Source organism: Paraburkholderia sp. C35 (assembly GCF_003121405.1).
Lineage (GTDB): Bacteria > Pseudomonadota > Gammaproteobacteria > Burkholderiales > Burkholderiaceae > Paraburkholderia.
This window is the reverse complement of record NZ_QBUY01000079.1, coordinates 1-23390: the sequence shown is the minus strand read 5'-3', so window position 1 is coordinate 23390 and position 23390 is coordinate 1. Positions and strand designations below refer to the sequence as shown.

General features: G+C 61.7%; 22 protein-coding genes and 1 other RNA gene. 15 read left to right on the top strand and 8 right to left on the bottom strand.

The window, feature by feature from the left end; genetic code table 11:
- Positions 1 to 7: 7 nt before the first annotated feature.
- Both DK391_RS31945 and DK391_RS31940 read right to left on the bottom strand, forming a co-directional pair.
- Positions 8 to 1567 (bottom strand): formate dehydrogenase beta subunit, encoded by a 1560-nt coding sequence (locus tag DK391_RS31945; RefSeq protein ID WP_109482004.1) that lies wholly within the window; start codon positions 1565 to 1567, stop codon positions 8 to 10.
- On the bottom strand, positions 1564 to 2076 hold the full coding sequence (locus tag DK391_RS31940; RefSeq protein ID WP_109482003.1) for an NAD(P)H-dependent oxidoreductase subunit E: 513 nt from the start codon (positions 2074 to 2076) through the stop codon (positions 1564 to 1566). Before DK391_RS31940 ends, DK391_RS31945 begins: the two co-directional genes overlap by 4 nt.
- A 134-nt stretch (positions 2077 to 2210) precedes the next feature.
- On the opposite strand from DK391_RS31940, the gene DK391_RS31935 reads away from it, so the two are divergent.
- Positions 2211 to 3290 carry a substrate-binding domain-containing protein gene (locus tag DK391_RS31935; RefSeq protein WP_109482002.1) on the top strand — a complete coding sequence of 360 codons (1080 nt, stop codon included), beginning with the start codon at positions 2211 to 2213 and terminating at the stop codon, positions 3288 to 3290.
- Between the two features lie 157 nt (positions 3291 to 3447).
- Complete coding sequence (locus DK391_RS31930; RefSeq protein WP_109482001.1) at positions 3448 to 3714, top strand: hypothetical protein; 267 nt, start codon at positions 3448 to 3450, stop codon at positions 3712 to 3714.
- A gap of 74 nt (positions 3715 to 3788) precedes the next feature.
- Here DK391_RS31930 and DK391_RS31925 read toward each other — a convergent pair whose 3' ends face one another.
- The 6 genes from DK391_RS31925 to ompA form a co-directional block, all read right to left on the bottom strand.
- On the bottom strand, positions 3789 to 4148 hold the full coding sequence (locus DK391_RS31925) for a hypothetical protein (RefSeq protein WP_109482000.1): 360 nt from the start codon (positions 4146 to 4148) through the stop codon (positions 3789 to 3791).
- Between the two features lie 213 nt (positions 4149 to 4361).
- Positions 4362 to 4613: a PAAR domain-containing protein gene (locus DK391_RS31920; protein ID WP_109481999.1), complete on the bottom strand. Its 252-nt coding sequence runs from the start codon at positions 4611 to 4613 to the stop codon at positions 4362 to 4364.
- Positions 4614 to 4884: 271 nt separating this feature from the next.
- Positions 4885 to 5254: a transfer-messenger RNA gene (gene ssrA, locus DK391_RS31915) on the bottom strand.
- 101 nt (positions 5255 to 5355) lie between these two features.
- Positions 5356 to 6069 (bottom strand): HAD-IA family hydrolase, encoded by a 714-nt coding sequence (locus DK391_RS31910; protein WP_109481998.1) that lies wholly within the window; start codon positions 6067 to 6069, stop codon positions 5356 to 5358.
- Positions 6070 to 6083: 14 nt separating this feature from the next.
- Entirely contained in the window at positions 6084 to 6782 is a 699-nt protein-coding gene (gene ubiG, locus DK391_RS31905; protein ID WP_109481997.1) for a bifunctional 2-polyprenyl-6-hydroxyphenol methylase/3-demethylubiquinol 3-O-methyltransferase UbiG, read from the bottom strand.
- A gap of 196 nt (positions 6783 to 6978) precedes the next feature.
- A complete protein-coding gene (gene ompA, locus DK391_RS31900) occupies positions 6979 to 7626 on the bottom strand; it encodes an outer membrane protein OmpA (RefSeq protein ID WP_109481996.1) in 648 nt (215 codons plus the stop codon).
- A 515-nt stretch (positions 7627 to 8141) separates the two neighbouring features.
- Between ompA and gyrA the strand changes: the two genes are divergently transcribed.
- From gyrA to DK391_RS31835, 13 genes are all read left to right on the top strand, one after another.
- Positions 8142 to 10769, top strand: a complete 2628-nt coding sequence (gyrA, locus tag DK391_RS31895) for a DNA gyrase subunit A (protein WP_109481995.1) — start codon at positions 8142 to 8144, stop codon at positions 10767 to 10769.
- A gap of 116 nt (positions 10770 to 10885) precedes the next feature.
- A complete protein-coding gene (locus tag DK391_RS31890) occupies positions 10886 to 11497 on the top strand; it encodes a DUF2059 domain-containing protein (RefSeq protein WP_109481994.1) in 612 nt (203 codons plus the stop codon).
- A 214-nt stretch (positions 11498 to 11711) separates the two neighbouring features.
- The gene (gene serC / locus DK391_RS31885; RefSeq protein ID WP_109481993.1) at positions 11712 to 12794 is read left to right on the top strand and encodes a 3-phosphoserine/phosphohydroxythreonine transaminase; all 1083 of its coding nucleotides are present in this window, start codon (positions 11712 to 11714) and stop codon (positions 12792 to 12794) included.
- 73 nt (positions 12795 to 12867) lie between these two features.
- A complete protein-coding gene (gene pheA, locus DK391_RS31880) occupies positions 12868 to 13950 on the top strand; it encodes a prephenate dehydratase (protein WP_109481992.1) in 1083 nt (360 codons plus the stop codon).
- 58 nt (positions 13951 to 14008) lie between these two features.
- Complete coding sequence (gene hisC / locus DK391_RS31875) at positions 14009 to 15121, top strand: histidinol-phosphate transaminase (protein WP_109481991.1); 1113 nt, start codon at positions 14009 to 14011, stop codon at positions 15119 to 15121.
- Positions 15122 to 15178: 57 nt separating this feature from the next.
- Positions 15179 to 16150 (top strand): prephenate dehydrogenase/arogenate dehydrogenase family protein, encoded by a 972-nt coding sequence (locus DK391_RS31870; protein ID WP_109481990.1) that lies wholly within the window; start codon positions 15179 to 15181, stop codon positions 16148 to 16150.
- Positions 16151 to 16167: 17 nt separating this feature from the next.
- Positions 16168 to 17472, top strand: a complete 1305-nt coding sequence (gene aroA / locus DK391_RS31865) for a 3-phosphoshikimate 1-carboxyvinyltransferase (protein WP_109481989.1) — start codon at positions 16168 to 16170, stop codon at positions 17470 to 17472.
- Positions 17473 to 17518: 46 nt separating this feature from the next.
- Positions 17519 to 18205, top strand: coding sequence for a (d)CMP kinase (gene cmk, locus DK391_RS31860; RefSeq protein WP_109481988.1), 687 nt, complete (start codon positions 17519 to 17521; stop codon positions 18203 to 18205).
- A gap of 162 nt (positions 18206 to 18367) precedes the next feature.
- A complete protein-coding gene (rpsA, locus tag DK391_RS31855; RefSeq protein ID WP_109481987.1) occupies positions 18368 to 20098 on the top strand; it encodes a 30S ribosomal protein S1 in 1731 nt (576 codons plus the stop codon).
- Between the two features lie 22 nt (positions 20099 to 20120).
- Entirely contained in the window at positions 20121 to 20444 is a 324-nt protein-coding gene (locus DK391_RS31850) for an integration host factor subunit beta (RefSeq protein ID WP_109481986.1), read from the top strand.
- 445 nt (positions 20445 to 20889) lie between these two features.
- Positions 20890 to 21183 carry a LapA family protein gene (locus tag DK391_RS31845; protein WP_109482019.1) on the top strand — a complete coding sequence of 98 codons (294 nt, stop codon included), beginning with the start codon at positions 20890 to 20892 and terminating at the stop codon, positions 21181 to 21183.
- Between the two features lie 56 nt (positions 21184 to 21239).
- Positions 21240 to 22415, top strand: a complete 1176-nt coding sequence (lapB, locus tag DK391_RS31840) for a lipopolysaccharide assembly protein LapB (protein WP_109481985.1) — start codon at positions 21240 to 21242, stop codon at positions 22413 to 22415.
- 91 nt (positions 22416 to 22506) lie between these two features.
- The coding region (locus tag DK391_RS31835; protein WP_162600962.1) for a UDP-glucose/GDP-mannose dehydrogenase family protein at positions 22507 to 23390 on the top strand (884 nt) is incomplete at its 3' end.

The window sequence follows — 23390 nt, the reverse complement described above, 5'->3', positions numbered from 1 at the left end:
CCCTTTATTAGGCGGCCTGCTTCGGCGCAGCGGTCGCGATACCGAAATCTTCGGGGAAATGATCGAGTGCGGAGATCACCGGGAACGGCGTCATGCCACCCATCGCGCACAGCGAACCGGACACCATCGTGTCGCACAGATCGCGCAGCAGTTGCACCTGTTTCGTCGATGTGTCGCCGTTGCGGATGCGCTGGATCACTTCGACGCCGCGCGTCGAGCCGATCCGGCACGGCGTGCACTTGCCGCACGATTCGAGCGTGCAGAAGTGCATCGCGTACTGGGCGAGGTCGGCGAGATTCGAGGTGTCGTCGTGAATCACGAGGCCGCCGTGACCGACCACGGCGCCGACTTTCGCGTATTCCTCATAGTCGAGCGGAATGTCCCACTGGCTTTCGGGCAGATACGTGCCGAGCGGGCCACCGACCTGCACCGCGCGCGCCGGACGGCCGCTCGCCGTGCCGCCGCCGTAGTCGTACATCAGTTCGCGCAACGTGCAGCCGAACGCGAGTTCGACGAGGCCGCCTTGCTTCACGTTGCCCGCAATCTGGAAGGGCAGCGTGCCGCGCGAGCGGCCCATGCCGAAGTCCTTGTAGAACGCCGCGCCCTTCGCGAAGATGATCGGCACGGTGGCGAGCGTGATCACGTTGTTGATCACGGTCGGCTTGCCGAACAGGCCTTCGAGCGCGGGCAGCGGCGGCTTGGCGCGCACGATGCCGCGCTTGCCTTCGAGCGATTCGAGCCGCGCCGTTTCCTCGCCGCACACATAGGCGCCCGCACCCTTGGCGACGAACAGTTCGAAGCGATGTTGCGAGCCGAGCACGCTGTCGCCGAGCCAGCCCGCTGCGCGGGCCTTGACGATGGCCGCTTCGAGTGTCTCGATCGAATGCGGATACTCGCTGCGCACGTAGATATGGCCGACCGTCGCGCCCGTCACGATGCCCGCGATGATCATCCCTTCGATCAGCATGAACGGATCGCTTTCCATCACGAGGCGATCGGAGAACGTGCCCGAATCGCCTTCGTCCGCATTGCAGACGACGTATTTCTGATCGGCCTTCGCGGCGCGCACGGTGCGCCACTTGATCCCCGCCGGGAACGCTGCGCCGCCGCGGCCGCGCAGGCCAGATTCCGTCAACTCGGCAACGGCTGCGTCGCCGTTCATCGCGAGCGCGTTGTACAAGCCGACGATGCCGCCGTTGGCGACGTAATCGTCGGTGGACAGCGGGTCGGTGATGCCGATGCGCGCGAACGTCAGGCGCTGCTGTTTCTTCAGATACGGAATTTCTTCGACCACGCCGACATGCTTCGCATGCGTCGCCTTGCCTTCGATCAAGCCTGCATCGAACAGCGACTTCACATCGTCGGCTTCGACGTTTGCATAACCGATGCGGCCTTGCGGCGTCTGAACTTCAAGCAACGGTTCGAGATACAGCAGACCACGCGAGCCGTTGCGCACGAGTTCGATCTCGATGCCGCGCGCTTTCGCTTCATCGACGATAGCCGCGGCGAGCGCGTCCGCGCCAAGCGCGAGTGCGGCAGAATCGCGGGGAACATAGATGCGCGTCATACCGTTTCCTCCACGCGTTTCGTCGCGGCTGCGAGCAGCGCGTCGAATTTTTGCGGCGTGACTTTGGCGTGCAGTTCGCCGTTGATCATCAGCGCGGGCGACAGCGCGCATTGCCCAAGGCAATACACCGATTCCAGACCGACTGCGCCATCGCAGGCGTGGTCGTGTGCGTCATGCCCGCCATGCTTGTGCGCATCGAAGCGGCAACCCGTGCGCGACTCGATGTGTTGCGCGAGCGCTTCCGTGCCCATGCTGCGGCAGGCTTCCGCGCGGCACAGTTGCACCGTCACGGGCGCCGCCGGCGACTGGCGGAAGTGGTGGTAATAAGTGATCACGCCATGGACTTCCGCCCGTGACAGGTTCAGCGTGCGCGCGAGCGGCGCGACGGTATCGGGCGGTACGAAGCCGACGTCGTCCTGGATGGCGTGCAGTACCGCGACCAGCGATTTGCCGGGCAGGGCGTGACGTCGTACGAGTTCGTCGGGCGCGATGGCGTTCGGTCGATCCACAGTGGGGCTCCTCCAAAGTCAATATATGCACTTGTTATTCATAAGCCGTGCATTTATGCTTTGCTTCTTTGATATATCAATGCGAACGATAGGCGGGTGTATCGGCTTTCGCAATAGGAACGCCAACAACATATATGATCCGGATCGAATGCCAGGCACAGCTCATTGTGCGGGACAGCAACGGCCAAACGTCCAGCCTGACTGACGCCGTGCCGCTTCTGTCTCTTGTTGACCAGACGGGCAGCATTGCGCAGGCCGCTGCGCTTAAGGGTTTGTCCTACCGTCATGCGTGGGGTTTGCTGCGCGCGATCGAGACGCAGCTAGGCGGCGCGCTGATCGAGAAAGAGCGCGGCCGTGGCTCTGCGCTGTCGGAGCTCGGGCGCGCAGTGTTGCGTGCGCAACGACTTTGCGGCGAGCGTCTGGACGGCAACATGCAGGCGCTGGCGAGCGAAGTTGCCGCCGACCTCAATCGCTGGCTCGCGCCACCCGCCGAAGACGTGCGTATTCACGCGTCGCATGGTTACGCGGTGGCCGCGCTCGTGACGGCGCTGGTCGCCGACCGTGTGCCGCTCGACATCAAGTATCGCGACAGCGCGGAGGCGATCACGGCGCTCGCGCGCGGCGAATGCGATCTGGCGGGTTTCCATCTGCCGCGCGGCGAGTTCCGCGCGGCGTGTGCCGACAAATACCGGCAGTGGCTCGATCCGCAGCGCCATGTGCTCGTGCACCTGACGCGGCGCAAACAGGGGCTGTTTCTCGCGAAGGGCAATCCGAAGGGTATCGGCGGAGTGAGCGATCTGGCACGCGACGACATTCGCTTCGTCAACCGGCAGCATGGTTCGGGCACACGCATGCTGATCGATCTGGCGCTGCGGCGCGTGGGTGTGGAGCCGGATCGCGTGAACGGTTATGCGTCGACGGAATTGACCCATTCGGCCATCGCGGCGTTCGTGGCGAGCGGCATGGCGGACGTCGGCTTCGGTGTCGAGCCGGCCGCGCATCATTTCGGGCTGGACTTCATTCCCGTCGTCGACGAGGACTATTACTTCGCGTGCGATCGCGCGAGGCTCGAACGCGAACCGCTGACGACCGTGATGTCGGTGCTGCGCGGCCATCCGTTCCGGCAGAGCGTCGCGCATCTGGAAGGCTACGCCCCTCGCGATTGCGGCAAATTACTCGAACTGGAAGAAGGGCTGGAGCCGGGTGGCGCGTGAGGCGGGGAGCAGGTGCGGGCGGTCATTCAGCGCGGGGTAAGTGCCTGTAACAACCTCGTTGGCTGTCGACGCTGCGCTGCATGACGCTTTGCGATAATCTTCAATCTTTAGACATTCCGCCCTGGTTGTGCGGCGTCGTTCGCCGCCTCGATTCGCTATGAAATATCTCGTTCCTGCTTGTGCCGCCGTGCTGTCAGCCGGCGTGTTGGTCGCCACGATGTCGGTGGCGTTTGCGCAGAATTCGCCGGGCGTGCCGGGCGGTATCCTGAGCGACGGCTTCAAGATCAATGAGCATCCACAGATGCCGTTCGGTGCATCGGCGCCGTCGAAGAAGTATCAGAGTGACAAGCCGGGCAAGCTGCGCAAGCGCGGCGACAACGGCGACCCGGACGGCTGCAACCTCAAGTGCCCGGACGATCAGTAACGACACCCCCTACGTCACACGACGTACGCAGCGCCTGAAGCGCGCTGCGCACGCCGGTCATGCGGTCGAGCGGATTATGGCTTGGCCGTGTGCCACACATCCTTGAAGCCATCGCCCTTCATGTCGCCGGGCTTCTCGTCTTTCGCGAAGCGATAAAGCGGCTTTCCCTTGTACGCCCACTGTTTGCCACCGTCTGCGCCGTCGATCACGGACCAGTCTCCGGACGGCTTGTCGCTCGCGTCTGCAGCCGCAGCTGGCCACGCAGTCGCGCAACCGCCCGAGCAGGCGCTCTTGCCGGGTGTCATGTCCTTGTCGAAGGTGTAGAGCGTGCGTCCCTGATCATCGACGAAATGTCCGTCCATGGCTTTGGGCGGCGCGGCGAAAGCGGCCTGTTGTGCGGCGAGTGCGGCGATGAGAAGGAGAGTCTTGCGCATGATGCGGCTCCTGTTTGACGTTGTATATGGAGTGTATGCAATCGATCGGCGTGTGCGCGCGTTATTGCATTGAATGTGCGCGCATCGACTAAACGGCTGGCGCGCTGACTTATTCCATACGTCGGTGTGCTTTCGGTTGCAAAAGGGGCGGAGCGGGGATGCGCAATTTCCCCAGACGAAACCCGACGTGATGCGCAACGCATTGAGGTGCGGTCACACGCGCACGAGCGTCGCGCCGCATGTCGTAATGTCGCCGATGTAGGCGATGCGCTTGCCGTTATGGCGTCGACGGCCGCTGGCGATGATCGGATACTTGCCGCCGCAACGCGGGCAGGCAACCATGTGGCCATCGAGCGCAACGCCGACGCCTGCATCCGTCAATTCTTCCGCCGCTTCGACGATCTTGCCGCCGTGGTCAGTGGTATCGCCGAGTCGGGCCATGATGATTTCGTCTGCGTTGCTCATACCTTGTGATTTCCGATTGGTTAGTTCTACTGGGCGGATAGGCGGGATGTCGACGTTGCCGACAGCCGCTCATTTGACGCGATGCCCGACCCGGTGACTATCAGAAAAGGTTGAAACTGGGGCGCGAACGAACGCCGGGTGCGCGAAAGCGAACATCTGGCATGTGCGCAGGCGTCACGTTTGCGATAGCAACAAAAAACCCGCAGAGCTTGGCGCTGTGCGGGCTTTTGTTTCTGCGGCTTCTTTCACCAGAAATACAACGGATGAAAATTGGTGGAGGCGGCGGGAATCGAACCCGCGTCCAGAAGTCCTCCACGACTAGTTCTACATGTTTAGTTCTGTCATTTGATTTAACCGGAGCGACGCGGACGAACACGCTGCGCTACAGCGATTCACTAAATTTTCGACCCGGATGTCGTGACGCCACCAAGGCTTAACTGACGTATATGACCTCTGTCGGTATTGCTACCGGTCTTGCGACACTAGCCCGTCAGTGAACTAGGCAGAGGACGGCGGCCCTTAGGCTGCCAGTGCGAACGTATCGTCGTTTGCAGTTACGTTTTTCCCATTGATTAACGAGGTGACGGGTCCTCGACATGCCCTAGCCGCTTCGCAACCCCTGTCGAAACCAGGTCGCCCCCGCAGAAGGAATGAGCCACAAATGTGGCTCAGGGAATCATTTTACAACAGCAGCCCTCGCGCGTCACGGCGAAACGCTCATCGCTCGCAGCGCTCTGGCCGATCAGCTGATCTCGCGCAGCAGGTTGAGCAGTTCGCCCGTCGACTTGACGACATGCTTTGCATGCCACTGCGTCGGCGGAATGTCGTTGCCGCAATAGCCGTAGGCTGCCGCAACGGTCACCATGCCGGCCGCAAAGCCCGCCTGGATGTCGCGCAGATCGTCGCCGACGTAGACGATCCGCTCGGGCGCGAGATCGAGCTCCTTCGCCGCATGCAGCAGCGGCGCGGGATGAGGCTTCGAATGTGGCGTCGTATCGCCGCTGACGACGCAGCCGGCGCGCGTATCGAGACCCAGCTGGGCGACGAGCGGTTCGGTCAGCCGCGACACCTTGTTCGTGACGATGCCCCAGCGCACACCACGCGCGTCGAGATCGTCGAGAATCTCGCTGATGCCGGGGAAGAGCAGCGTCTCGATGCACAGATCGGCTTCGTAGTTTGCGAGGAATTCGTCGCGCATCGACGCGTAGTCGTGGTGGTCGGGGCCAATTCCGAACGCGCCGCCCAGCAGGCCGCGTGCGCCCGCCGATGCGAGCGGGCGCAATTGCTCGAGCGGCACCATCTCGAGGCCACGCTCATGGCGCATCTTGTTAACGGCGGCGGCGAGGTCGGGCGCGGTATCAGCTAGCGTGCCGTCGAGGTCGAACAGAATGCCCTGGCAAAGACCAACCGATGCTTCTTCGTCTTCGCGTTGCGGCAGAGGCGTGGGATCGCTCATTGAATTAGGCTGGATCACGCGTCGCGACGGCACGCGAGCATGTAGTTGACGTCGGTGTCGCTCGACAGGCCGAAATGGCGCGTCAGCGGGTTATAGGTGATGCCCTTGAGTTCGACGGTATGCAGACCCGCCGCACGCGCAAAGCCCGCGAGCTCCGACGGACGGATGAAGCGAGCGTAATCGTGCGTGCCCTTAGGCAGCATGCGCGCGATGTATTCCGCGCCGATCACGGCAAGCAGGTACGACTTCACGTTGCGGTTGAGCGTCGAGAAGAACACCCAGCCGCCCGGCTTCACGAGCGTTCTGCACGCTTCGACCACCTTGGACGGATCGGGCACGTGCTCGAGCATTTCCATGCAGGTGACGACGTCGAACGATGCCGGCTCGCGAGCGGCCAGCGCTTCCGCAGCGATTTCCTCGTAATTTACCGTTACACCGCTTTCAAGGCTGTGAAGATCGGCGACGCCCAAGGCTTCGTGCGAGAGGTCGATTCCCTTCACATCGGCACCCAATGTCGCCATCGACTCCGACAGAATCCCGCCGCCGCAACCGATGTCGAGCACCCGCTTGCCGGCGAGATGCGCATGCGCGTCGATCCAGTTGAGCCGCACCGGATTCAGTTCGTGCAGCGGTTTGAACTCGGCGTTCGGGTCCCACCAGCGATGGGCGAGATCGCTGAATTTCTGCAGTTCGTGGGGATCGGCATTGGTCATGTCGGATGCGGCCTCGAGGGCGGAAGAGCGGGGTGGATCGGAGAAACCCTGAGTATATAGGGCGGAGCAGGGAGCGGCAAAAACGGGCCGGGATGCGGGTGGCGCCTGTTGCCCGAACGTGGGCAGATGCCTGCGGCGCGCGGAGATAAAAAAAGCCCCGCCGAAGCGGGGCTTGGATACTGCGGTATTTTGTAGCTTACTGCTTCGAAGTACCGACAACTTCGACTTCCACGCGGCGATCCGGTGCGAGGCAGGCGATGAGTTGCTTACGGTTCTTCTGGTTGCAGCCCGTCGTGACCGGGTTACGCTTGCCCTTGCCTTCCGTGTAGATACGGTTGGCTTCGATGCCCTTGCTGACCAGGTATGCCTTGACAGCTTGTGCACGACGCAGCGACAGACGGTCGTTGTACTTGTCCGAACCGATGCGGTCGGTGTAGCCCGTTGCCACAACGACTTCCAGGTTCAGGCCTTGAATCTTCGATGCCAGGTCGTCCAGCTTTTCCTTGCCAGCCGGCTTCAGGATAGCCTTGTCGAAGTCGAACAGCGTGTCAGCTTGATACGTGATCTTCTGGCTCGTGATAACCGGAGCGACAGGTGCCGGTGCCGGCGGCGTCGGTGCTTGTGCGACCAGTGCGCCATCGCACTTTGCGTTAGCCGTTGCCGGCGTCCAGAACGCATCGCGCCAGCACAGTTCGTTCGTGCCGTTCATCCACACGTATTCGCCCGTGCCGTTCACCCAGTTGTCGTTCGTAGCTTGTCGCGACGCCGGCACCGACTGTGCCATAGCGGATGCAGCCATAACTGCGGTAGCTGCAATGAACGCGAGCTTTGAAAGTTTATTCATATTTCTCCTCTCGAAATTGAGATTACCGCAGGTTTACTGCGAGCCTGTTGACGAAGACCAGTCATACATTGCTCGAAGTATAACATCGGTGCCAAACAAAAGACGCTGTGTATAGACTTCGAGCAGTGTCTAAACTTGTGCGTTCGCATTTTGCCATATCGTTCCCTTCCGACGATAAAAAAATCCGCCCCCTATCTATCCACCCGTTCGAATGTGGTGCATGCGCAACAAAAGGTGTCAAGTTCGTCAAAAGGCCGCCAGAGGCGGTTTCGGGCGGCATGCGAGGGAGCATTTTCCGGGCCTGGTCGCGTCGCTCACGAGGCGCTTCCAGGTGGCGTTTTCGCGCGTCCCACTAATAGGTATACGCAGGTCCCCGGGAGCGGATGCGCCGCATGGTAGAATCGCGTGATGCGCTGCGCTCGCAGCCGCACAAGAAGTAGACCCAGGGGTAGGCCCAAGCGGTGAGGTGAAGAACGCGTTTCCCTCATCGTCTTCGCGCGTAAACGATACGGACAATGGATCAATTCGCCAAAGAGACTCTACCAATCTCCCTAGAGGAGGAAATGCGCCGCTCGTATATCGAGTACGCGATGAGCGTGATCGTAGGGCGCGCGCTTCCCGATGTCCGCGATGGCCTGAAGCCGGTGCATCGGCGCGTGCTGTACGCCATGCACGAGCTGAACAACGACTGGAACCGGGCGTACAAGAAGTCGGCCCGTATCGTCGGCGACGTGATCGGTAAGTACCATCCGCACGGCGACTCGGCTGTCTACGACACCATCGTCCGCATGGCGCAGGATTTTTCGCTGCGCTACATGCTCGTCGATGGACAAGGCAATTTCGGGTCAGTCGACGGCGACAACGCCGCGGCCATGCGTTACACCGAAATCCGCATGGCGAAGATCGGCCACGAACTGCTGGCCGACATCGACAAGGAAACGGTCGACTTCCAGCCGAACTACGACGGCAGCGAAAGCGAGCCGACCATCCTGCCCGCGCGCATCCCGAACCTGCTGATCAACGGCTCGTCGGGCATTGCCGTCGGCATGGCGACCAACATTCCGCCGCATAACCTGAGCGAAATCGTCGACGCCTGCCATCACCTGCTGAAGAACCCGGAAGCGACGATCGACGAACTGATCGAGATCGTGCCCGCGCCGGACTTCCCGACGGCGGGCATCATCTACGGCGTCGCCGGTGTGCGCGACGGTTACCGCACGGGGCGCGGCCGCGTCGTGATGCGTGCGACCACGCACTTCGAAGAGATCGATCGCGGTCAGCGCATGGCGATCATCGTCGACGAACTGCCGTATCAGGTGAACAAGCGTTCGCTGCTCGAGCGGATCGCCGAACTGGTGAATGAGAAGAAGCTGGAAGGCATTTCGGACATTCGCGACGAATCCGACAAGAGCGGCATGCGCGTCGTGATCGAACTGAAGCGCGGCGAAGTGCCTGAGGTCATTCTCAACAATCTGTACAAGGCAACGCAGCTGCAAGACACGTTCGGCATGAACATGGTCGCGCTGGTCGATGGCCAGCCGAAGCTGCTGAACCTGAAGGAAATGCTGTCGCATTTCCTGTCGCATCGTCGCGAAGTGCTGACGCGGCGCACTGTATACGAACTGCGCAAGGCCCGCGAACGCGGCCACGTGCTCGAAGGCCTCGCCGTCGCGCTCGCCAACATCGACGATTTCATCGCGATCATCAAGGCCGCGCCGACGCCGCCTATCGCGAAGCAGGAGTTGATGGACCGTCCGTGGGATTCGTCGACCGTGCGCGAGATGCTGCAGCGCGCGGAGACGGACAACGCGTCGTCGGGCGGCCGCGCCGCGTATCGTCCGGAAGGGCTGAACCCGGCGTACGGCATGCAGGCTGACGGACTGTACCGTCTGTCGGACACGCAGGCGCAAGAAATCCTGCAGATGCGTCTGCAACGCCTGACGGGTCTGGAGCAGGACAAGATCATCGGCGAGTACCGCGACGTGATGGCGCAAATCGCTGACCTGCTGGATATTCTTGCTCGTCCCGAGCGCATAACTGCCATCATCTTCGACGAACTTGTCTCGATCAAGAGCGAATTCGGCGACGAACGCCGTTCGCGCATCGAGATGAACGCGACCGAGCTGAACACGGAAGACCTCATCACGCCGCAGGACATGGTCGTGACGATGTCGCACTCCGGTTATGTGAAATCGCAGCCGTTGTCGGAATATCGCGCCCAGAAGCGCGGAGGTCGCGGCAAGCAGGCGACGCAGATGAAGGAAGACGACTGGATCGACACGCTCTTCATCGCGAACACGCACGATCACATCCTGTGCTTCTCGAACCGCGGCCGTGTGTACTGGCTGAAGGTTTACGAAGTGCCGCAAGGCTCGCGCAATTCGCGCGGCCGTCCGATCGTCAATATGTTCCCGCTGCAGGACGGCGAAAAGATCACGGTCGTGCTGCCCGTGAAGGAATTTTCGGCCGACAAGTTCGTTTTCATGGCGACGGCGCTCGGCACCGTCAAGAAGACACCGCTGGAAGCGTTCAGCCGTCCGCTGAAGAAGGGCATCATCGCCGTTGGTCTGGATGACGGCGACTACCTGATCGGCGCGGCCATCACCGACGGCGAGCATGATGTCATGCTGTTCTCGGATTCGGGCAAGGCGGTGCGCTTCGACGAAAACGATGTGCGTCCGATGGGCCGCGAAGCGCGCGGCGTGCGCGGCATGCAGCTCGAGGACGGACAGAATGTCATCGCGCTGCTGGTGGCCGGCGACGAACAGCAGTCGGTGCTGACGGCAACGGAAAATGGCTACGGCAAGCGCACCCCGATCACGGAGTACACGCGCCACGGCCGCGGCACAAAGGGCATGATCGCGATCCAGACGTCCGAGCGTAACGGCAAGGTGGTCGCTGCGACGCTGGTCGATCAGGAAGCGCAGATCATGCTGATCACCAACACGGGCGTGCTGATCCGCACGCGCGTGTCGGAAATTCGAGAAATGGGCCGCGCAACGCAAGGTGTTACACTCATCAGCCTTGATGAAGGCACCAAGCTTTCCGGTCTGCAGCAAGTAGCCGAAGCGGAAGCTGACGTGGACGGCGACGCTGACCCGTCCGTGGACGAAGCGGGCGGTGACGACAGCGAAGCGTCGTAATCCGCAGCAAAGCTTCTCAAGTGATGCTGAAAGCCGCGCAGGCCATTTGGGCGCATCGGGCCGATGCGCCGCCAGCGCGGCGAAGCAGTCAGGTTAATTTCTCTTAGGGAGTAGTGATGCAAAAACGTTTCAAGCAGTTGATGGTTGTGGCCGCTTTCCTGCCGACCCTCGCCATGGCGCAAGCGCTGCAAAACCAGCAGCCCGCTCCGGCTGCTCCGGCTGCCGCTGCTGCCCCGGTCGACCCGGCGAAGCAGGCTGCCATCAAGAATCTGCTCGACGCGATCGACGCACAGAAGCTGGGCGGCGCAATCGGCAACAGCGCGCAGATGCAAGCGAAGCAGCTCGTCCCGGCTATCCTGTCGGACGCACTGTCGGAAAACAAGACGATGACGGACAAGCAGAAGCAGGCTTCCGTCCCGGCGCTGCAAAAGAACGCTGTGCCGAAGCTGGTTGACTCGGCAGGCCAGGTTTTCGCAACGGACGCGTTCAAGCAGGACGCAATGCAAGCTCAGTACGACGCATACGCGAAGTACTACAGCACGCAGGAAATCAACGACCTGACCAACTTCTACAAGAGCCCGACGGGCCGCAAGTTCATCCAGGTTCAAGACCAGGTTGGCCGCGACGTCGTGAACGGTCTGATGCAGAAGTACATGCCGCAATCGATCAAGGCAACGCGCGATCAGGCTGACAAGGAAGTTGCTTCCGTCAAGCCGGCAGCGAAGTAAGCAGGTCGAACAAGGCTGAACGGCGCTCGGAGCGCCCGTCACCGGCGATGTGAAGGGAAAAAGCGTTAAACCCCTTGGAACGTCGACGTTTGGCGGGTTTTGAGCGTCAATGCGATAATGGCCGTTTGCGCGTGCGCGCAGACGGCCGTTTTCTTTTCAGGCGCGGTTTCCGGCTCTTTCCCATGCCGCGTGCCTGCTTCCCAGGGTTCTCACGATGCGCGTCTTCAAATTCTCCGCCGGTCCGGCGGCCATGCCCGAAGAAGTGCTGCGCCAGGCAGCCGATGAAATGCTCGATTGGCGCGGCAGCGGCATGAGCGTGATGGAAATGAGCCATCGCGGCAAAGAATTCATGGCAATTCATGAAGAGGCGCTGACCGATCTGCGCGATCTGCTGCAAGTGCCGTCGAGCCATCAGATTCTGTTTCTGCAAGGCGGCGGTCTCGGCGAAAACGCAATCGTTCCGATGAACCTCATGGGCCGCAAGCAAAGCGCCGACTTCGTCGTGACGGGTTCGTGGTCGCAGAAGTCGTTCAAGGAAGCGCAGAAATACGGCAAGGCACACATCGCCGCCAGCGGTGAAACCGCGGAAGGCTTCACGCACGCGCCCACGCGCGCCGAGTGGAACCTGTCGGACGATCCCGCCTATGTACATCTGTGCACGAACGAAACGATCCACGGCGTCGAAACCTTCGAGATCCCCGATCTCGGCGATATTCCGCTGGTGGCCGACGCATCGTCGCACATCCTGTCGCGCCCGATGGACATCGCCAAGTACGGCGTGCTGTTCGGCGGCGCGCAGAAGAACATCGGCATGGCGGGCGTGACCGTCGTGATCGTGCGCGAAGATCTGCTCGATCGTTCGATGGCGATCTGCCCGTCGGCGTTCGAGTGGAAGACGGTCGCGCTGAACAATTCGATGTACAACACGCCGCCCACGTACGCGATCTACATCGCCGGGCTGGTGTTCAAGTGGTTGAAGAAGCAGGGCGGTTTGACGGCGATCGAGACACGCAACGTCGAGAAGGCGGGGCGGCTGTACGACACCATCGATTCGTCGAGCTTCTATCTGAACAAGGTGGAACGCAACGCGCGGTCGCGGATGAACGTACCGTTCTTCCTCGCCGACGAGTCGCGCAACGAAGATTTCCTGGCCGGCGCGAAAGCGCGCGGGCTGGTGCAGCTGAAGGGCCACAAGTCCGTCGGCGGCATGCGGGCGTCGATTTACAACGCGGTGCCGCTCGAAGGCGTCAAAGCGCTTGTCGAGTACATGAGGGAATTCGAACAGCGCAGCGCGTGATCTGTCGGGTCACAGCGCGCGCATCTTCTCCGAACTGGCCCCATACAGGGCATAGCATTGGCCCTTTAGAAGCATGGACGACGAACTCAATTCTCAACTGAAACCGCTGCGCGAACGCATCGACGCGATCGACGCGCAGCTCATCGCGCTGCTGAATCAGCGTGCGGCCGTCGCACTCGAAGTCGGCGAGGTGAAGAAGCACTTCAATGCGCCCGTGTTTCGTCCGGAACGCGAACAGCAGGTGATCGCGCGTCTGCAGGACATGAGCGATGGCCCGCTCGCCGGCGAGCACATCAGCGCGATCTGGCGCGAAATCATGGCCGCGAGCCGCGCGCTCGAAAAGAACCTCACGGCCGCGTATCTCGGACCGGCAGGCACCTATAGCGAACAGGCAATGCACGAATACTTCGGTCAGTCGATCGAAGGTTTGCCGTGCTCGTCGATCGACGAAGTGTTCCGCTCGGTCGAAGCGGGCGGCGCGGAATTCGGCGTCGTTCCTATCGAAAATTCGACGGAAGGCGCGGTGTCGCGCACGCTCGATCTGTTGCTGCAAACGCAACTGCTGATCGGCGGCGAGCTGGCTTTGCCGATTCACCACAATCTGCTGACGCTCAATGGCGGCCTCAATGGCGTGACGCGCGTGTGCGCGCATGCTCAGGCGCTCGCGCAGTGCCAGCGCTGGCTTGCGACGCATGCGCCGCACGTCGAACGCCAGGCTGTGTCGAGCAATGCCGAAGCCGCACGCATGGCGGCGGAAGATCCGACTATCGCGGCTATCGCCGGCGATCGCGCGGCGACGCAATATGGTCTGCAAGTCGCTTATGCACTGATTCAGGACGATCCGCACAACCGCACGCGCTTCGTGATGATCGGCAAGCAGCCGACAGGGCCGAGCGGCCACGACAAGACGTCGCTGATCGTGTCGGTGGCAAACGAGCCTGGCGCGATGTTCAAGCTGCTCGAACCGCTCGCGCGCCACGGCGTATCGATGACGCGATTCGAGTCGCGTCCGGCGCGCGTCGGCACGTGGGAGTACTACTTCTACATCGACGTCGAAGGGCATCGCGATGACGCGCCCGTCACTGCCGCACTCGCCGATCTCGGCCAGAAAGCCGACTTCCTGAAGATTCTCGGTTCGTATCCGCGCGCTCGCTGATACGTCCGCCATCTTTTCGCAACCAGTAAGCAAGCCCAAGAATTATCCGGAGATTTACATGACAACGTCTTTCGGTCCTTCCTATGTTCGCGCGATTGCGCCTTATGTCGCTGGCAAGCCGATTTCGGAAGTCGCGCGCGAATTTGGGCTGGACGAAGCGCGTATCGTGAAGCTCGCGTCGAACGAGAATCCGCTCGGCATGCCGGAGTCCGCGAAAACGGCGATGGCGCAGGCAGCCAGCGAACTCGGCCGGTATCCGGACGCGAACGCGTTCGAACTGAAGGCGGCGCTGTCGGCGCATTACGATGTGCCCGCCGAGTGGATCACGCTTGGCAACGGCAGCAACGACATTCTCGAACTGGCCGCGCATGCGTTCGTCGAGAAGAGTCAGTCGGTTGTCTATGCGCAGTACTCGTTCGCCGTGTACGCGCTGGCCACGCAAGGCCTCGGCGCGCGTGCGATCGTCGTGCCGGCCGTTGAATACGGCCATGATCTCGACGCGATGCTCGCTGCCATCAGCGACGACACGCGTCTCGTTTTTGTCGCGAATCCGAACAACCCGACGGGCACGTTTATCGACGGCGCGACGATCGAAGCGTTCCTCGCCAAGGTGCCGCGCAGCGTGGTCGTCGTGCTCGACGAGGCTTACACGGAATACCTGAGCGCCGACAAGCGCTACGACTCGATCGCGTGGGTGAAGCGCTATCCGAACCTGCTGGTGTCGCGCACGTTCTCGAAGGCGTTCGGTCTGGCCGGTTTGCGTGTCGGTTTTGCGATTGCGCAGCCGGAGTTGACCGATCTGATGAACCGTCTGCGTCAGCCGTTCAACGTGAACACGCTCGCGCAAGCGGCCGCGATTGCCGCGCTGAACGACAAGCCGTTCCTGCAAAAAAGCGCCGAACTGAACGCGCAAGGCTATCGACGTCTGACCGAAGCGGTCGACACGCTCGGTCTCGAATACGTGCCGTCGCACGGCAACTTCGTGCTGGTGCGCGTTGGCAATGAAGACAGCGCGGGCAATCGCGTGAATCTCGAACTGCTGAAGCAGGGCGTGATCGTGCGACCGGTCGGCAGCTACGGCTTGCCGCAATGGCTGCGCGTGACGATCGGCCTGCCGGAAGAGAACGAGGCGTTCATCGCGGCGCTTGAAAAGACGCTGGCCACGGCCTGAGCGTTTCAATGCAATCCACGCGTCTCGCGGACAAGTGAAGCGGGGCGCGTTTTTTCTGTGACTGACGTGGCAGCGTTTTCTTTCGACAAACTGGTGATTTTCGGCGTCGGGCTGATCGGCGGATCGCTCGCGCGCGCGCTGCGCGAACGCGGCGATGTGGGCGGTGCGCGGCGTGTGGTTGGCGTAGGGCGCTCGGCGGAATCGACGGAACGGGCGCTGGAACTGGGTGTAATCGACGCGAACGCATCGCTCACCGACGACGCTGCGTTGCGCGACGCGCTAAAAGATGCCGACGTCGTGCTGCTCGCAGCGCCTGTTGCACAAACGCAGCCATTGCTCGAGCGCATTGCGCCCTTTCTCGATCCGTCGACCATCGTCACCGATGCCGGCAGCACCAAATCCGATGTCGTCGCGGCGGCGCGCGCGGCGCTGGGCGAACGTATCGGCCAGTTCGTTCCCGGTCATCCGATTGCGGGCCGGGAATCGAGCGGCGTCGATGCCGCGCTGCCTGATCTGTACGTGAATCGTAACGTCGCGCTTTGCGCGTTGCCGGAGAACCCGCCGGCTGCGGTCGAGCGTGTTGCCGCGATGTGGCGCGCGACGGGCGCGAGTGTGCACGCGATGTCGGCGGAACAGCATGATCGCGTGTTCGCGTCGGTCAGCCACTTGCCGCACGTGTTGTCGTTCGCACTGGTCGAGCAGATTCTCAATTCATCCGATGCCGCGCTGAAATTCTCGTTCGCGGCGGGCGGGTTCCGCGACTTCACGCGCATCGCCGCGTCGAGTCCGGAAATGTGGCGCGACGTCTGCGTGGCGAATCGCGCGGCGCTGCTGGACGAAATCGATAGCTACACGGCTGTGCTGGCGCGTCTGCGCAGCGCCATCGAAGCCGGCGACGGCAAGGCGCTCGAAGCCGTGTTCGCGCGCTCGCGTGCGGCGCGCAGCGAGTGGCAGGAACGCGCGGTGACGTCGCAAAAGGCGCAGCAACCGTCGCCCGAGCGCTCCGCAACCGACGACGCGTCGAAATAAAGGACACTGGAATTCACATGGAACATCTCGATCTCGGACCGTTTTCCCGTGCATCCGGCACGGTTCGTCTGCCTGGCTCGAAGAGCATCTCGAACCGCGTGCTGCTGCTCGCGGCGCTGGCCGAAGGCGAGACGACGATCACGAATCTGCTCGATTCCGACGACACGCGCGTGATGCTCGACGCGCTCGAAAAGCTCGGCGTGAAGCTCAAGCGTGACGGCGAGACGTGCGTCGTCACGGGCACGCGCGGCGCGCTGCCGGCGGCACGCGCCGATCTGTTCCTCGGTAACGCGGGCACGGCGGTGCGGCCGCTGACGGCTGCGCTCGCCGTCAACGGCGGCGATTACCGGATTCACGGCGTGCCGCGCATGCACGAGCGGCCGATCGGCGATCTCGTCGACGGACTGCGCCAGATTGGCGCGAAGATCGACTATGAAGAGAACGAAGGCTTTCCGCCGCTGCGCATCCGTCCGGCGCAGATCAACGTCGAGGCGCCGATCCGCGTGCGCGGCGACGTGTCGAGCCAGTTCCTGACCGCGCTGCTGATGACGTTGCCGCTGGTCAAGACCGAGAGCGGCGAAACGATTGTCGAAGTGGCAGGCGAACTGATCTCGAAGCCGTATATCGAGATCACGATTGCGCTGATGGCGCGCTTCGGCATCAAGGTCGAGCGCCTTGGCTGGGAGCGCTTCACGATTCCGAACGGCAAGCGTTACCAGTCTCCCGGCAAGATCATGGTGGAAGGCGACGCGTCGTCGGCGTCGTATTTCCTCGCGGCGGGCGCGCTGGGCGGCGGACCGCTGCGCGTCGAAGGCGTGGGGCGCGCGAGCATTCAAGGCGATGTCGGTTTTGCGACGGCGCTGATGAAGATGGGCGCGAACGTCACGATGGGCGACGACTGGATCGAAGTGCGCGGCGTCGGCAACGACCACGGCAAGCTCGATCCCATCGATATGGACTTCAATCTGATCCCGGATGCCGCGATGACGATCGCCGTCGCCGCACTGTTCGCCGACGGCACCACGACGCTACGCAACATCGCCAGCTGGCGCGTCAAGGAAACCGACCGTATCGCTGCGATGGCGACGGAGTTGCGCAAGGTCGGCGCCAAAGTGCAAGAGGGCGAGGATTTCCTCGTCGTTACACCACCCGAAAAGCTGACGCCGAACGCCGCCATCGACACCTACGACGACCATCGCATGGCGATGTGCTTCTCGCTGGTGAGCCTCGGCGGTGTGCCGGTGCGGATCAACGATCCGAAATGCGTCGGCAAGACCTTCCCCGATTATTTCGAGCGCTTCCTTGCGCTCGCTCAACCCTGACCGCTACGCTACTTTGCGCCGCCCGTTCCGACGGGCGACTTTCTCGATGAAACCGACTCGCCCCTTTCACCAGACGCCCGTCATCACGATCGACGGCCCGACCGCTTCCGGCAAAGGCACGGTGGCCACGCTGGTCGCCGCCGAACTCGGCTTCCACCTGCTCGACAGCGGCGCGCTGTACCGGCTGGCCGCGCTCGCAAGCGTGCGCTACAACATCGCCGCCGATGACGCCGACGCGCTTGCAAAACTGGTCGGCGAGCTTCATATCACGTTCCGCGAGGGCATCGCTCAACTGGACGGCGTCGATGTGTCGACGGAAATTCGCGCCGAGGAAGTCGGCAACCGGGCCTCGGCCATTGCCGTTCACGCGCCCGTCAGAGCCGCTCTGGTGGCCAGCCAGCGGGCTTTCCGCAAGCTGCCCGGCCTCGTCGCCGACGGCCGCGACATGGGCACGGTGATCTTCCCGGACGCCAACCTGAAGGTGTTTTTGACGGCCAGCGTCGAGGCTCGCGCGGCCCGCCGGTATAAGCAATTGATCCAAAAAGGATTTTCTGCTAATATGGATGACTTGCTCCGGGATTTGCGTGAACGCGACGAGCGCGATAGCAAGCGCGCAGCCGCGCCACTCAAGCCCGCAGCGGATGCACAGCTCCTCGATACATCGGCATTGTCGGTCGACCAGGCGGTCGAACAGGTGGTGCAGTGGTACAAGGCGCTGGTTCCGCAAAGCTGACATCCGGCTCAACGCGGAACCCCGCATCGAAGTTGTTTTTTGTTGTCGTGTTGGTGCCTCGTGAACGTTCACGAAGCGATTGTTTAACCCTTAACCCCGTATGGCTTTCGCTCCTTTGCCGTAGTGATGAACCGTCCCGGTTCACCTGACGCTGCGAGAACCATGCAATATCAGATTTTTATGTCCGACCTGCAAACCTCTACCCCGAATACCGAATCTTTTGCGGCTCTGTTCGAAGAGTCGCTGACCAAGCAAGACATGCGCGCTGGCGAAGTGATCTCCGCCGAAGTCGTGCGCGTCGACCACAACTTCGTGGTCGTCAACGCTGGTCTCAAGTCCGAAGCCTACATCCCGCTCGAAGAGTTCCTGAATGACGCGGGCGAGGTAGAAGTGCAGGCGGGCGACTTCGTTTCCGTCGCGATCGACGCGCTGGAAAACGGCTATGGCGACACCATCCTGTCGCGCGACAAGGCGAAGCGTCTGGCTTCGTGGCTGTCGCTGGAAAAGGCCCTCGACAACAACGAACTCGTGACCGGCACGATCACGGGCAAGGTCAAGGGCGGCATGACCGTCATGGTCAACGGCATTCGTGCATTCCTGCCGGGCTCGCTGGTCGACACGCGCCCTGTCAAGGACACGACGCCGTACGAAGGCAAGACGCTGGAATTTCGCGTCATCAAGCTGGACCGCAAGCGTAACAACGTGGTGCTGTCGCGCCGCGCTGTGATCGAAGCGACCCAGGGCGAAGAGCGCGCAAAGCTGCTCGAAACGCTGAAGGAAGGCGCGATCGTGGAAGGCGTGGTCAAGAACATCACCGACTACGGCGCGTTCGTGGACCTCGGCGGCATCGACGGCCTGCTGCACATCACCGACATCGCATGGCGTCGCGTGCGTCACCCGTCGGAAGTGCTGTCGGTTGGCCAGGAAGTCACGGCAAAGATCCTCAAGTTCGACCAGGAAAAGAACCGCGTTTCGCTCGGTATCAAGCAACTGGGCGACGATCCGTGGGAAGGCATCTCGCGCCGTTACCCGTCGGGCACGCGCCTGTTCGGTAAGGTCACGAACATCACCGACTACGGCGCATTCGTCGAAGTCGAGTCGGGCATCGAAGGTCTCGTCCACGTGTCGGAAATGGACTGGACGAACAAGAACGTTGCACCGTCGAAGGTTGTGCAGCTGGGCGACGAAGTCGAAGTCATGGTTCTCGAAATCGACGAAGACCGCCGCCGTATCTCGCTCGGCATGAAGCAATGCAAGCCGAATCCGTGGGATGACTTCAGCCGCAACTTCAAGAAGGGCGACAAGCTGCAAGGCGCAATCAAGTCGATCACCGACTTCGGCGTCTTCATCGGTCTGCCTGGCGGCATCGACGGTCTGGTTCACCTGTCGGACCTGTCGTGGTCGGAAACGGGCGAAGAAGCTGTTCGCAAGTACAAGAAGGGCGACGAAGTGGAAGCGATCGTTCTCGGCATCGACGTCGAGAAGGAACGCATCTCGCTGGGTATCAAGCAGCTCGAAGGCGACCCGTTCAGCAACTTCGTTGCAATGAACGACAAGGGTTCGATCGTTGACGGCGTGGTCAAGACGGTTGACGCAAAGGGTGCAGTGGTTCAGCTGTCGGCAGAAGTCGAAGGCTACCTGCGCGCTTCGGAAATCGCGCAAGACCGCGTGGAAGACGCTCGCAACGTGCTGAAGGAAGGCGACAAGGTCAATGCGATGATCATCAACATCGACCGCAAGTCGCGTGGCATCAACCTGTCGATCAAGGCTAAGGATTCGGCTGAGCAACAGGAAGCAATGCGCGGCCTGGCTGCTGACACCAGCTCGGCAGCAAGCGGCACGACGAACCTCGGCGCGCTGCTGAAGGCCAAGCTCGACGGCCAGAACCAGTAAGCCTTAAGGGGTCTGCTGCAGTATGACCAAATCGGAATTGGTCGCCCAGCTGGCTACGCGATTTCCGCAACTTGTCCTCAAGGATGCGGATTTCGCGGTGAAGACGATGCTCGATGCGATGTCGGACGCTCTGGCGAACGGCCATCGCATCGAAATTCGCGGCTTCGGCAGCTTTGGCTTGAACCGTCGTCCATCCCGCGTCGGGCGCAACCCGAAATCGGGTGAGAAGGTGTTGGTACCGGAGAAATTCGTGCCACACTTCAAGCCTGGCAAGGAATTGCGTGAACGCGTCGATCGTCGGGCGGGTGAGCCGTTGAAAGCCGATACCCCGGACGACGATCTTTGAGCCGGCTCTGTGTATCACAAGCAGTTCAGGTTGAAGCTCGCCGTGGCGACGTCAGTCAAACGGCATAGACCAGAAAAAGCGCCTTAGGGCGCTTTTTTTTCGCCCGTCGTTTGCGTATTTCACGGCATGTTGTTTGCATTCAGACCGTTTAGGGCCGTTTGGCACCGTTTGAGGCTGTCGCCGGGCGTACGGGCACATGGTAGACACCGTCAGCCTACGCACCGTGCGATATCTTGCGATCCGTCAACACAAGCGATGCGGCCAGACCCCGATCGCGGACCATTTTCCATCACATAAACGACAGTAAGGCATCGCGATCCGCACGGCTGTGCCAGTCATCAAAGGGTTCATTTACAATACGGGTCACTTCGGCGCGGGCAAACACCGTGGCGCGACGCGTCATCAAGCCGGCGCCATCCCGCAACCGCCGTCAAGAGATCAATACATGAAATTTATCGTTTGGCTGATTCGCGTGCTGGTGTTCGTGCTGCTGCTGGTGCTCGCACTGTCCAATACGCAAAGCGCTACGCTGAATTTCCTCGCCGGTTATGCCTGGCAGGCGCCGTTGATTCTGATCGGCCTCGCGTTCTTTGTCGTAGGCTTGCTGGCTGGATTGGTGTCGTCGCTGCCGGCCATGTTCCGGCTGCGCATGGAGAACGGTCGGCTCAAGCGCGAACTGCGCGTGGCGCGCGAAACGCCTGCTGTCGTTGAAGAGCCGCCTATGCCGCCGCTCATCTAGTTTTTTCACGCCGTGCGCGACGAGCGCGCGGCCTCTTTCGCACTCCGCACATTCGCATGGATCTAGATCTCTGGTGGCTGCTCGTCATACCCGTCGCGTTCGCGTTCGGCTGGGTGGCCGCGCGTTACGACCTGAAGGCGCTGTTGTCCGAAAGCGCCAACTTGCCGCGTTCCTATTTTCGCGGACTAAACTTTCTGTTGAATGAGCAGCCGGACCAGGCCATCGACGCCTTCATTGAAGTCGTCAAGCTCGACCCGGAAACGATCGAACTGCATTTCGCGCTCGGCAACCTGTTCCGCCGCCGCGGCGAGACGGACCGTGCGATCCGCGTGCATCAGAATCTGCTGAGCCGCGCGGATCTGCCTGTCAACGAACGCGATCACGCACTGTACGAGCTGGGTCAGGATTTCCTGAAGGCGGGTCTGCTGGATCGCGCGGAAGAAACCTTCAAATCGCTGCAATCGGGCGACTACGCGCTCGGCGCACAGCGCGCGTTGCTGACGATCTACCAGATCGAGAAAGACTGGAACAAGTCAATCGACACCGCGCGCCGGCTCGAAACGATGGGCGCGGAGTCGCTGGACAAGGAAGTCGGTCATTTCCATTGCGAACTCGCGCAGGAAGCGCTGCAGCAAAAGAATCCGGACGAAGCCCGCCGTCAGCTGGATCTCGCACTGAAGGCGCATGCGCAGAACGTGCGCGCGACGATTCTCTTCGGTGACGTGGATGCAGCGGCAGGCGATTACGAGAGGGCGATTGAACAGTGGCTGCGAGTCGAGGAGCAGAACGCGTCGTATCTGCCCCTCGTCGCGGAGAAGCTGATGAAGGCGTATGAGGCGCTCGGCCGCCAGCAGGATGGCGCCGATCTGCTGACGTCGTGGGTCGATCGTTATCCGACCAACGATCTGCTCGATGTCGCGTATCAGTACGTTGCGGCACTGCGCGGTCCCGAAGCGGCACATACGCTCGCACGCACACAGATGCAGAAGTCGCCGAATCTGGCGGGCATGACGCGTTTGCTCGAGGCGCAACAGGCGGTAGCGGAAGAGCCGCGCCGCAGCGAACTGGAACTGATGCGCACGCTGATCCGCCAGCGCACCAAAAATCTGCCACGGTACACGTGCCAGAACTGTGGCTTCCGGGCGCGCCTGTTCTATTGGCAGTGTCCGGGCTGCAGCGGTTGGGAAACCTATGCGCCGCGCCGCGTCGAGCCGATCACGGCGTCGAGCTGACAGCGGACATGCCAGGGCAACGCAGACGGCCGGGCCGTCTTGCAGCATTGCAGCGTCGAACATTGAACCGGCATCACCTACCGGATAGCGTATGAAAATCACCATTATCGGCACGGGTTACGTAGGTCTCGTCACGGGCGCATGTCTTGCCGAAGTCGGCAACGACGTTTTCTGTCTGGACGTCGATCCGCGCAAGATCGACATTCTCAACAACGGCGGCATGCCGATCCACGAACCGGGTCTGCAGGAAATCATCAAGCGTTCGCGCGCGGCGGGGCGCATCACGTTTTCGACGGATGTCGAGGCCAGCGTCGCGCACGGCGAAATCCAGTTCATCGCGGTCGGAACGCCGCCCGATGAAGATGGCTCGGCGGATCTTCAATACGTGCTCGAAGCGGCGCGCAATATCGGCCGCACGATGAATGGCTTCAAGGTGATCGTCGATAAGTCGACGGTGCCGGTTGGGACCGCGCAGCGCGTGCGCGCGGTGATCGCCGAAGAACTGGAGAAGCGCGGTCTTGCCGATAGCGCACAGCATCGCTTCTCGATTGTTTCGAATCCGGAGTTCCTGAAGGAAGGCGCCGCCGTCGATGACTTCATGCGTCCGGATCGCATCGTCGTTGGTGTCGACAATGACGTGGATGGCGATAAGGCGCGCGAAAAGATCCGCCGTCTGTATGCGCCGTTCAACCGCAATCACGAGCGCACGCTTTACATGGACGTGCGTTCGGCGGAATTCACGAAGTACGCCGCCAACGCCATGCTCGCCACGCGCATTTCGTTCATGAACGAGATGGCGAATCTGGCAGACACGGTCGGCGCGGATATCGAAGCTGTGCGTCGCGGCATCGGTTCGGACCCGCGCATCGGCTATCACTTCCTGTACGCGGGTGTCGGTTATGGCGGCTCGTGTTTCCCGAAAGACGTGCAGGCGCTGATCCGCACGGGCAGTGAGATGGGCCACAACCTGCGCAT

What these genes read in the sequence shown, in the direction of transcription:
- DK391_RS31920 (WP_109481999.1), bottom strand. Translation starts at nt 4,613, where the DNA reads ATGAGCAACGCAGACGAAATCATCATGGCCCGACTCGGCGATACCACT.
- DK391_RS31910 (WP_109481998.1), bottom strand. Translation starts at nt 6,069, where the DNA reads ATGAGCGATCCCACGCCTCTGCCGCAACGCGAAGACGAAGAAGCATCG.
- DK391_RS31945 (WP_109482004.1), bottom strand. Translation starts at nt 1,567, where the DNA reads ATGACGCGCATCTATGTTCCCCGCGATTCTGCCGCACTCGCGCTTGGC.
- DK391_RS31925 (WP_109482000.1), bottom strand. Translation starts at nt 4,148, where the DNA reads ATGCGCAAGACTCTCCTTCTCATCGCCGCACTCGCCGCACAACAGGCC.
- pheA (WP_109481992.1), top strand. Translation starts at nt 12,868, where the DNA reads ATGGACGACGAACTCAATTCTCAACTGAAACCGCTGCGCGAACGCATC.
- DK391_RS31845 (WP_109482019.1), top strand. Translation starts at nt 20,890, where the DNA reads ATGAAATTTATCGTTTGGCTGATTCGCGTGCTGGTGTTCGTGCTGCTG.
- ompA (WP_109481996.1), bottom strand. Translation starts at nt 7,626, where the DNA reads ATGAATAAACTTTCAAAGCTCGCGTTCATTGCAGCTACCGCAGTTATG.
- DK391_RS31850 (WP_109481986.1), top strand. Translation starts at nt 20,121, where the DNA reads ATGACCAAATCGGAATTGGTCGCCCAGCTGGCTACGCGATTTCCGCAA.
- DK391_RS31930 (WP_109482001.1), top strand. Translation starts at nt 3,448, where the DNA reads ATGAAATATCTCGTTCCTGCTTGTGCCGCCGTGCTGTCAGCCGGCGTG.
- DK391_RS31935 (WP_109482002.1), top strand. Translation starts at nt 2,211, where the DNA reads ATGATCCGGATCGAATGCCAGGCACAGCTCATTGTGCGGGACAGCAAC.
- cmk (WP_109481988.1), top strand. Translation starts at nt 17,519, where the DNA reads ATGAAACCGACTCGCCCCTTTCACCAGACGCCCGTCATCACGATCGAC.
- gyrA (WP_109481995.1), top strand. Translation starts at nt 8,142, where the DNA reads ATGGATCAATTCGCCAAAGAGACTCTACCAATCTCCCTAGAGGAGGAA.
- rpsA (WP_109481987.1), top strand. Translation starts at nt 18,368, where the DNA reads ATGCAATATCAGATTTTTATGTCCGACCTGCAAACCTCTACCCCGAAT.
- ubiG (WP_109481997.1), bottom strand. Translation starts at nt 6,782, where the DNA reads ATGACCAATGCCGATCCCCACGAACTGCAGAAATTCAGCGATCTCGCC.
- lapB (WP_109481985.1), top strand. Translation starts at nt 21,240, where the DNA reads ATGGATCTAGATCTCTGGTGGCTGCTCGTCATACCCGTCGCGTTCGCG.
- DK391_RS31890 (WP_109481994.1), top strand. Translation starts at nt 10,886, where the DNA reads ATGCAAAAACGTTTCAAGCAGTTGATGGTTGTGGCCGCTTTCCTGCCG.
- aroA (WP_109481989.1), top strand. Translation starts at nt 16,168, where the DNA reads ATGGAACATCTCGATCTCGGACCGTTTTCCCGTGCATCCGGCACGGTT.
- serC (WP_109481993.1), top strand. Translation starts at nt 11,712, where the DNA reads ATGCGCGTCTTCAAATTCTCCGCCGGTCCGGCGGCCATGCCCGAAGAA.
- hisC (WP_109481991.1), top strand. Translation starts at nt 14,009, where the DNA reads ATGACAACGTCTTTCGGTCCTTCCTATGTTCGCGCGATTGCGCCTTAT.